The sequence below is a fragment of the Isoptericola sp. NPDC056134 genome, from assembly GCF_042264825.1.
GTDB lineage: Bacteria > Actinomycetota > Actinomycetes > Actinomycetales > Cellulomonadaceae > Isoptericola > Isoptericola nanjingensis.
Window position 1 is genome coordinate 61089 of sequence record NZ_JBHJVM010000022.1, and the last position, 7893, is coordinate 68981.

The window sequence follows — 7893 nt, forward strand, 5'->3', positions numbered from 1 at the left end:
CGAGCGCCTGAGCAGTGCCGATGTAGGAGGTTCGTCGTCGTGAGGTCTCCGAGGGACACCGGACGGGGCGCGCGTGTCGGCAGGCTGCTCGCGACGGCGACGGCGACGTGCGTGGTCGCGGCGGGGTTTCTCGCGGCCCCCGTGGCGGGCCTCCCGTGGAACGACGGCCGCCTCCAGACCCTCGCCGCCGACCAGCACACCCCCGACGTCGGAGCCGGCAGCCCGGTGGGCGAGGGCGTCTCCGTGGGCGTGGTCGGGACGCCGGAGTCGACCGGCCCGACGACGCTCCAGGAGGTGCTGGGCGTCCTCGAGCGCGCGGAGCTCGCCGGCCAGGACGCCGGCCGGAAGGTGACGCCCGCGGTGGACCAGGCCGCCGCCGAGCTCGGCATGCTGCTCAGCACGTACCTCGCGCAGCAGTCCGCCAGGTCGTCCGACCGCCCCTTCGCGGCCGCGGACGCCGAGGTGCCCTCGCCCGTGCTCCCGGCCCCCGCGACCGAGCCCGACGTGACCGGGCCCGCCGAGCGGACTCCCGAGGTCGCGCCCTCGGCGCCCGCCGACGAGCCGCGGGCCGTGGCCGTCGCGCGCCAGATCGCGACGGACCCCGCCGCGATCGACCCCGCCGACGAGCCCGACCCTGTGGCCACGGGGGAGCGGTCCGGCGCCGAGCAGCCTGATCCCGTGCAGCCGGACGCCGTGCAGCCGGACGCCGTGCAACCGGACGAGCAGGCCGCGGACCAGAGCGGGCACGACGGCGACGAGGTGACGTTCGACGACCTCGTCGTCGCGGCCACGCGCCTGGCGACGCTGCTGGACCCGGCGACCACGACCCTCGAGGCGGGCATCCTGCCGGCAGGGGCGGACGGGACGGTCGCGGCGCGCGCCACGCTGACGGCGAGCCTGCTCGAGGTGGTCGACCGCTACGGCCGGAGCACGGCGGGCTACGCCAACGGGCGCATCCCGGCGTCGGCGCTGTGCCCGCTCGACTTCGCGCCCGGGCACATGCTGCGCTGCGACGCCGCGGAGCAGCTCTCCGCGCTCAGCAAGGAGTACGAGAAGGAGTTCGGGGTGCCCATCCCGATGACCGACTCGTACCGCTCGCTGGAGCTGCAGATCCGCGTCAAGGCCACCAAGGGCTGGCTGGCGGCGACGCCGGGCACGTCGAACCACGGCTGGGGCCTCGCCGTCGACCTGGGCTACCCGATCTCCACCTTCACGTCCGCCGAGCACGCGTGGATGCGCGTGCACGGGCCGGACTACGGCTGGGACAACCCGTCCTGGGCGCGCTCCACCGGCTCGAAGCCCGAGCCGTGGCACTTCGAGTTCTTCGCCGCCGGCCCCATCCCCGACCGGGCGTGGAAGGCCGACGACGTCGCGGGCGGCGGCGGGCCGACGGCCCCGGCCGAGCGTGCCGACAAGATCGTCAAGGACGCGAAGGACGGCAACGACGGGAAGGGCACGAAGTCCGCGGGCGGCACGGCGAAGGACGGGGCGGTCGAGAAGGGCGGCAAGAAGCCCGGCTCCACGTCCGACGGCGGGACCACGGACCCGGGCAAGGGAGGCGACTCGTCCGATCGGCCCGCCACGCCCGCGAAGGTCACGGTGCCCGACGTCGCCGGCCAGAGCCTCGCTGCAGCGAAGAAGAAGCTGCAGGCGCTGGGACTCGAGGTGACGACCGTGACGCGCGCGGACGACGACGTCCCCGAGGGCACGGTCGTGACGACCCGGCATGCGGGCACGAAGGTCCGGACCGGCTCCACGGTCACCCTCGTCGTCTCGAGCGGCCCGGAGCAGGCGTCGCAGCAGGTGGCGGTGCCGAAGGTCGCCGGCAAGGACGAGGCGGGTGCACGGCAGGCCCTGACCGACGCCGGCCTGGTGCCGGCGAAGCGCGTCGCGACGCGGGCCAGCGACGCGGTGCGTGAGGGCGACGTCGTCGGAACGGACCCGGTCGCGGGCTCCAGCGTGGACCGCGGCGCCACCGTGACGATCGTCGTCTCGAGCGGTCCGGCGCAGGTGAAGGTGCCGGCGGTCGAGGGCGACGCAGGCTCCGCCAAGCGGGCGCTGCAGGACGTCGGCCTCGCCCCGGAAGTCGTCGAGGAGCACAGCGACACGGTCGACGAGGGCCACGTCATCCGGACCGAGCCCGGTGCCGGGACACCGGTGGACCGCGGCGCAGCCGTGCGCGTGGTCGTGTCGTCGGGACCCGAGGAGCCGGAGCAGGTCGAGGTGCCGGGCGTCGTCGGCGAGGAGCAGGCCGTGGCCGTGCAGCGTCTGAAGGACGCCGGCTTCGTCGTGGAGGTCGTCGAGGAACCGAGCGACGACCAGCCGGAAGGCGTGGTCGTCCGGAGGGAGTCGGGCACGGAGGAGACCCTGCCGTCGGGGTCGACCGTGACGCTCGTCGTGTCGACGGGTCCCGAGTGACGCCCCCCGCGCCGCCCGCAGAGACCCCCGGCGAGCGGCGGACGCGCGAGGCGCTGGAGGCGTCGGGCGTCGCGTTCGACATCGTGCGGCACGGCCCGGTGCGCTCGCTCGCGGAGGCCGCGGCCGCGCGGGGCGTCACGCCGGCGCAGGTGGTCAAGACGATCGTGGTGCGCCGCGGGGACGGCGACTTCCTCTTCGTGCTGGTGCCGGGCGACCGCACGATCGCGTGGCCGCGGCTGCGCTCGCTGCTGGGGGTGTCCCGGCTGTCGATGCCCGACAAGGAGGTGGCGCGCGACGTCACCGGGTACGAGCGCGGCACCATCACGCCGTTCGGCTCGCTCACGGCCTGGCCGGTGGTCGCGGACTCGCGCATCGCGGAGGCGGGGCCGGTGTCCGTCGGGGGCGGCGGGCACGGGGTCTCGGCGACGATCGACGGAGGTGACCTTGCTCGCGTCCTCGACGCCCGGGTCGCGGACGTCACCGACCTGGACCACCCTGGACCGGCGGGGCCCGCCCGCGCGACGCCGGCCGGTCCGGCGTCGACCCGCCAGGACTGACCGGATGCTGGACGAATCCGCCTGACGGGGGAACACTCGACGCGGGCCGTTCGCTGTACGGAGAGGACGCAGACAGCGTCCCCAGGCCGCACGGCCCCACGCACGGGAGCAACTCGACCACATGGACATCGACAGCAGCAGCGAACCCCTGCCGAGCTCGGGGATCGCGTCCCGGACCACCGACGAGGCCACCGTCCTCACCCTGTGGGGCGAGGTCGACGCGGCGCTGCGCGAGGCGGCGAGCGACGCGATGGCGGCGCTCGCGGCGCGGGGCACGACCCAACCGATCGTCGTGGACACCCGGGACGTCACGTTCATCGACTCCTCGGGGGTCGCGTTCATCCTGCAGGTGTACATGCTGGGCCAGGAGACGGGCACGTCCGTGAGCCTGTACCAGCCGTCCGAGGCGGTCGCGGAGGTGCTGGACATGGTCGGCATGGGCGGCCGCATCCCCCTGGCGGAGGCGGAGCCCGCCGGTCGGGCCGGCTGACCGGGTGAGCGTCCAGGTCGACAGCGCCGTCGTGCGGGCCGCGCGGCTTGCCGCCACGGGCCTGCGCGGGCAGAGCCTGCCCGACGCGACCGCCGTCGTCGACGCGCTCCTCGCGGTGCAGGGGCAGGAGCTGCAGCCCGCGTTGTGGGGCCTCTCCCGGCGGGTCGCGCCGCCCTCGCGCCCCGGCCGCGCCGCCCTCAACGCGGCGCTCGCCGACGGCGAGCTGCTGCGTACCCATCTGCTGCGCCCCACCTGGCACCTGGTGCGGCCGCGCGACGCCCGCTGGCTGCTCGAGCTCAGCGCGCCGCGCGTCGAGAGGCTCATGGCGTCCACCGAGCGGGCGTGGGACCTCGGCGACCTGGGCCCCGGCACGGAGGCCGTCGCCGCCGCCGTCGCGGACGGGCCGCGCACGCGCGCGGAGATCAAGGCCGAGCTGGTCGACCACGGCGTGCTCGACCCCGACGCCCCCGGCCTCGCGTTCACCCAGATGCTCATGCACGCGGAGCTGCGGTGCCTCGTGATCAGCGGGCCGCCGCCGGCCGGCAAGGAGCTGCAGCACCAGTCGTACGCGACCTTCGACGACCGCGTCCCCGCGGGCTACGGGCCGCTGGGCGAGCGGTTCGACGCCCAGGCCGCCGTCGTCGAGCTGTGGCGTCGCTACCTGCCAGGGCGCGGCTTCGCGACCCTCAACGACCTGCGGCTGTGGGCCGACGTCACCGTCCGCGACCTCAGGCCCGTGCTGGCCGCCCTCACCGAGGCGGGCGAGGTCGTCCAGGTCGCGGGCACGGGGGACCTCGAGGGCCTCGTCCTCGTCGCGACGGCCGCGACGGCGGACCGCTGGCTCGGTGGTGGCGACGGCGGGGGCGACGGCGTCGACGACGATCCCGTCGTCGACCTGCTCCAGGCCTACGACGAGCTGCTGATCTCCTACCGGGAGACGCGCCACGTCGTCCTCGACCCGGCGCTGCCGCCGCCGGACCGGTCCGGCGCGTTCGTGCACTGCGTGGCGGTGGACGGCGTGGTGGCGGGACGCTGGCGCTGGCCGGCGGGCGCCGGGCGGGGCGGCGTCGACGTGCAGTGGCTGCGCGACCCGACCCCTGCCGAGCGCGCCGCACTGGACGCGGCGGTCGCCGACCTCGACGCGTACCGGGGCTGAACCTGGACCGGGCCGCCGAACCTGCTGCCCGGATGGCAGGGTGGTCCCGTGCATCTCAACTGGGCCGGGAACCTCACGTACTCCGCACGCTCCGTCGTGCGCCCCGCGTCGCTGGAGGAGCTCGCCGACGTGCTCACCGCCGGCGGCCCGGTGCGCGCGCTGGGGTCGCGCCACTCGTTCAACGACGTCGCCGACACGGACGGCGTGCACGTCCAGGTGGACGGGCTCGACGACGGCCGGCCCGCGGTGGAGCCGCTGACGCCGGACGGCGGGGACGAGGGCGACGTCGTGTCCGTGAACGCGGGCCTGCGCTACGGCGAGGTGTCCCGTGCCCTGCACGCGACCGGCCGCGCGCTGGGCAACCTGGCGTCCCTGCCGCACATCTCCGTGGCGGGCGCGGTCGCCACGGCCACGCACGGCTCCGGCGACGCGAACCAGAGCCTCGCGAGCGCGGTCGAGGGTCTGGAGATCATGACGCCGGGCGGCGAGCTGCGGCGCATCACCCGCGACAGCGACCCCGACGTCTTCCCCGGCACGGTCGTGTCGCTCGGGGCGCTGGGCGTCGTGACGCGCGTCGAGCTGCGCACCGTCCCGGCGTACGTGGTGCGGCAGGACGTCGCGGCGGACGTCCCGTGGGACACGTACCTCGCGAGCTTCGACGCCATCACCTCCGCGGCGTACTCGGTGAGCGCCTTCACGAGCTGGGACGAGCCGGCCGTGCGGCACGTGTGGTTCAAGTCCGTGGCCCGCGCCGACCGGCCCGAGGTCCGAGGGCTCGCCCCCGACGTCCTGCGCTGGTCGGACGTGGCCGTCCACCCGCTGCCTGGCGTCGACCCGTCGGCGTGCACCGAGCAGCTCGGCGTGGACGGCCCGTGGCACGAGCGGCTGAGCCACTTCAAGCTCGAGTTCACGCCGTCGAACGGCGACGAGGTGCAGTCGGAGTACCTGCTGCCGCGCCGCCACGCCGTCGCCGCGATCGAGGCGATGCGCCGCCTCGGCCCGACGGTCGCGCCGCTGCTGCAGACCAGCGAGATCCGCACCGTCGCGGCCGACGACCTGTGGCTGAGCCCGTTCGACGAGCCGTCGGTGGGCTTCCACTTCACGTGGGTGCCGCGCGAGGACGACGTGCGGGCCGTGCTGCCCGCCGTCGAGCAGGCGCTGGTGCCCCTCGGGGCGCGGCCGCACTGGGGCAAGGTCAGCACGCTGGACGCACCGACGACGGCGGCGCTGTTCCCCCGGTTCGACGACTTCCGGCGCCTGGCCGCGCGGTTCGACCCCGACGGCCGCCTGCACGGCGGGCTGGTGGGTCGCCTGCTCGCGGGCTGACCCCGGCGGGGACCCGCCGCGGCGAGGGCTGGCCACGGACCGGGCGGTCGGGCAGCATCGGTCTGTGAGACACGTTTGACGTGACGCCCCTCACCGTGGAGGTTCGACGCCTGTGAGCACCACGACCACTGACACCTCGCCCCCCCGGGAGCAGTTCACCGGGCAGGTCGGCTTCATCCTGTCCGCGATCGGCTCCGCCGTCGGGCTGGGCAACATCTGGCGGTTCCCCGGGGTCGCGTACGAGAACGGCGGTGGCGCCTTCCTGGTGCCCTACGTGATCGCGCTGCTGACGGCGGGCATCCCGATCCTCTTCCTCGACTACGCGCTGGGGCACCGCTTCCGCGGCGGCCCGCCCACCGTGTTCCGCCGGGTGAAGAAGTGGCTCGAGACCCTGGGCTGGTTCCAGGTGATGATCTGCTTCGTCATCGCGATCTACTACGCGGCGATCATCGGCTGGGCGCTGAGCTTCTTCGTCTACTCCTTCACGCTGAAGTGGGGCGACGACACTGCAGGCTTCTTCACCGGCGACTACCTGCAGCTGTCCGACGTCGCCAACGGCGGCGCGTGGTTCACGCTCGACTTCGTGCCCGCGGTGCTGATCCCGCTGCTGCTGGTGTGGGTCGCGACGATCGTCGTCCTCGTGGGCGGCGTCGCGAAGGGCATCGAGAAGGCCAACGTCATCTTCCTGCCGCTGCTGGTCGTCGCGTTCAGCGTGCTGGTGGTGCGGGCGATCTTCCTCGACGGCGCCACCGACGGTCTCAACGCCCTGTTCACGCCCGACTGGGGCGCGCTGGGCGACATGAACGTGTGGATCGCCGCCTACGGGCAGATCTTCTTCTCGCTCTCCGTGGCCTTCGGCATCATGATCACGTACTCGTCGTACCGGAAGCGCAGGGCGAACCTCACGTCGCCGGGCCTGGTCGTCGCGTTCTCCAACTCGGGCTTCGAGATGCTGGCGGGGATCGGCGTGTTCGCCGCCCTCGGCTTCCTCGCGCACGAGCAGGGCGTCGCCGTCGCGGACCTCGAGGGCATCACCGGCCCGATCCTGTCGTTCGTGACGTTCCCCGCCGTCGTCTCGCAGATGCCGGCCGGGCCCCTGTTCGGCGCCCTGTTCTTCGGGTCGCTCGCGATGGCCGGGTTCACGTCGCTCATCTCGATCCTGCAGGTGGTCGCGGCAGGCTTCCAGGAGAAGTTCGGCCTCACCCGCCGGCAGGCGGTGCTGTGGATCGGCGGCGTGGCGGCCGTGCTGTCCGTGGTCGGGTTCTCGACGACGACGGGCCTCATCGCCCTGGACACGATCGACAACTGGTCCAACAACATCGGCATCGTGGCGTCCGCGGTGCTGATGTGCGTGTTCCTCGTCTGGCTGCTGCGGACGAGCCCCGAGCTGCGCTACCACCTCAACGCCGTCTCGACGGTGCAGGTGGGCCGCTGGTGGTACGTCTGCGTCGGGGCGATCGTGCCGGCCGTGCTCGCGTACATGCTGGTCTCGCGCATCGTCGACCTCGTGCAGAACGGGTACGAGGGCTACGACGAGACGTACCTGCTGTACGTCGGGTGGGGCACGCTCGTGGTCCTCGTCGTCGGCGCCGTTCTGCTGACGCTGCCGCGCTGGCGGCGCAGCCCGGACGACTTCGTCGCCTGGCCCGCCTACCCGCCGGTCACGGCGACCACGACGACGAAGGGGGCGGCCCGATGAACGCCGACGCGATCCTGCTCATGGTGCTGTCGTTGGCCGTCGTCTGGGGCGGCCTGCTGGTGAGCATCCTCGTCCTGCGCGCCCGCCCCGAGCGGGCCGACTTCCCGCCGGGCGGGGACGACGACCGCCGCGAGGACGACGCGATCACCGAGCGCGACACCTGACGACCCCGCCGAGATAGAGAAGCGAGGACCGCGAGATAGAGAGGGGACGGACCGAACCAGTTTCGGTCCGCCCCCTCTCTATC

The 7893-nt window shown here is 74.0% G+C and carries 7 protein-coding genes; all 7 read left to right on the forward strand.

Translation table 11 applies throughout. The features are described from left to right. Positions 1 to 39: 39 nt before the first annotated feature. The 7 genes from ACFCZN_RS17570 (at position 40) to ACFCZN_RS17600 (ending at position 7810) form a co-directional block, all read left to right on the forward strand. On the forward strand, positions 40 to 2418 hold the full coding sequence (locus tag ACFCZN_RS17570; protein WP_430557605.1) for a PASTA domain-containing protein: 2379 nt from the start codon (positions 40 to 42) through the stop codon (positions 2416 to 2418). Further along, positions 2415 to 2975, forward strand: a complete 561-nt coding sequence (locus ACFCZN_RS17575; protein WP_429765308.1) for an aminoacyl-tRNA deacylase — start codon at positions 2415 to 2417, stop codon at positions 2973 to 2975. The genes ACFCZN_RS17570 and ACFCZN_RS17575 overlap by 4 nt, the downstream gene beginning before the upstream one ends. A 121-nt stretch (positions 2976 to 3096) precedes the next feature. Then, entirely contained in the window at positions 3097 to 3465 is a 369-nt protein-coding gene (locus tag ACFCZN_RS17580; protein WP_429765309.1) for an STAS domain-containing protein, read from the forward strand. Between the two features lie 4 nt (positions 3466 to 3469). Then, positions 3470 to 4621, forward strand: coding sequence for a winged helix DNA-binding domain-containing protein (locus ACFCZN_RS17585; RefSeq protein WP_430557606.1), 1152 nt, complete (start codon positions 3470 to 3472; stop codon positions 4619 to 4621). A gap of 48 nt (positions 4622 to 4669) precedes the next feature. Then, the gene (locus ACFCZN_RS17590) at positions 4670 to 5947 is read left to right on the forward strand and encodes an FAD-binding protein (protein ID WP_429765312.1); all 1278 of its coding nucleotides are present in this window, start codon (positions 4670 to 4672) and stop codon (positions 5945 to 5947) included. Positions 5948 to 6059: 112 nt separating this feature from the next. Next, a complete protein-coding gene (locus ACFCZN_RS17595) occupies positions 6060 to 7646 on the forward strand; it encodes a sodium-dependent transporter (protein WP_429765313.1) in 1587 nt (528 codons plus the stop codon). Further along, positions 7643 to 7810, forward strand: coding sequence for a methionine/alanine import family NSS transporter small subunit (locus tag ACFCZN_RS17600; protein WP_429765315.1), 168 nt, complete (start codon positions 7643 to 7645; stop codon positions 7808 to 7810). The genes ACFCZN_RS17595 and ACFCZN_RS17600 overlap by 4 nt, the downstream gene beginning before the upstream one ends. Positions 7811 to 7893: the final 83 nt, after the last annotated feature.

What these genes read in the sequence shown, in the direction of transcription:
- ACFCZN_RS17580 (WP_429765309.1), top strand. Translation starts at nt 3,097, where the DNA reads ATGGACATCGACAGCAGCAGCGAACCCCTGCCGAGCTCGGGGATCGCG.
- ACFCZN_RS17600 (WP_429765315.1), top strand. Translation starts at nt 7,643, where the DNA reads ATGAACGCCGACGCGATCCTGCTCATGGTGCTGTCGTTGGCCGTCGTC.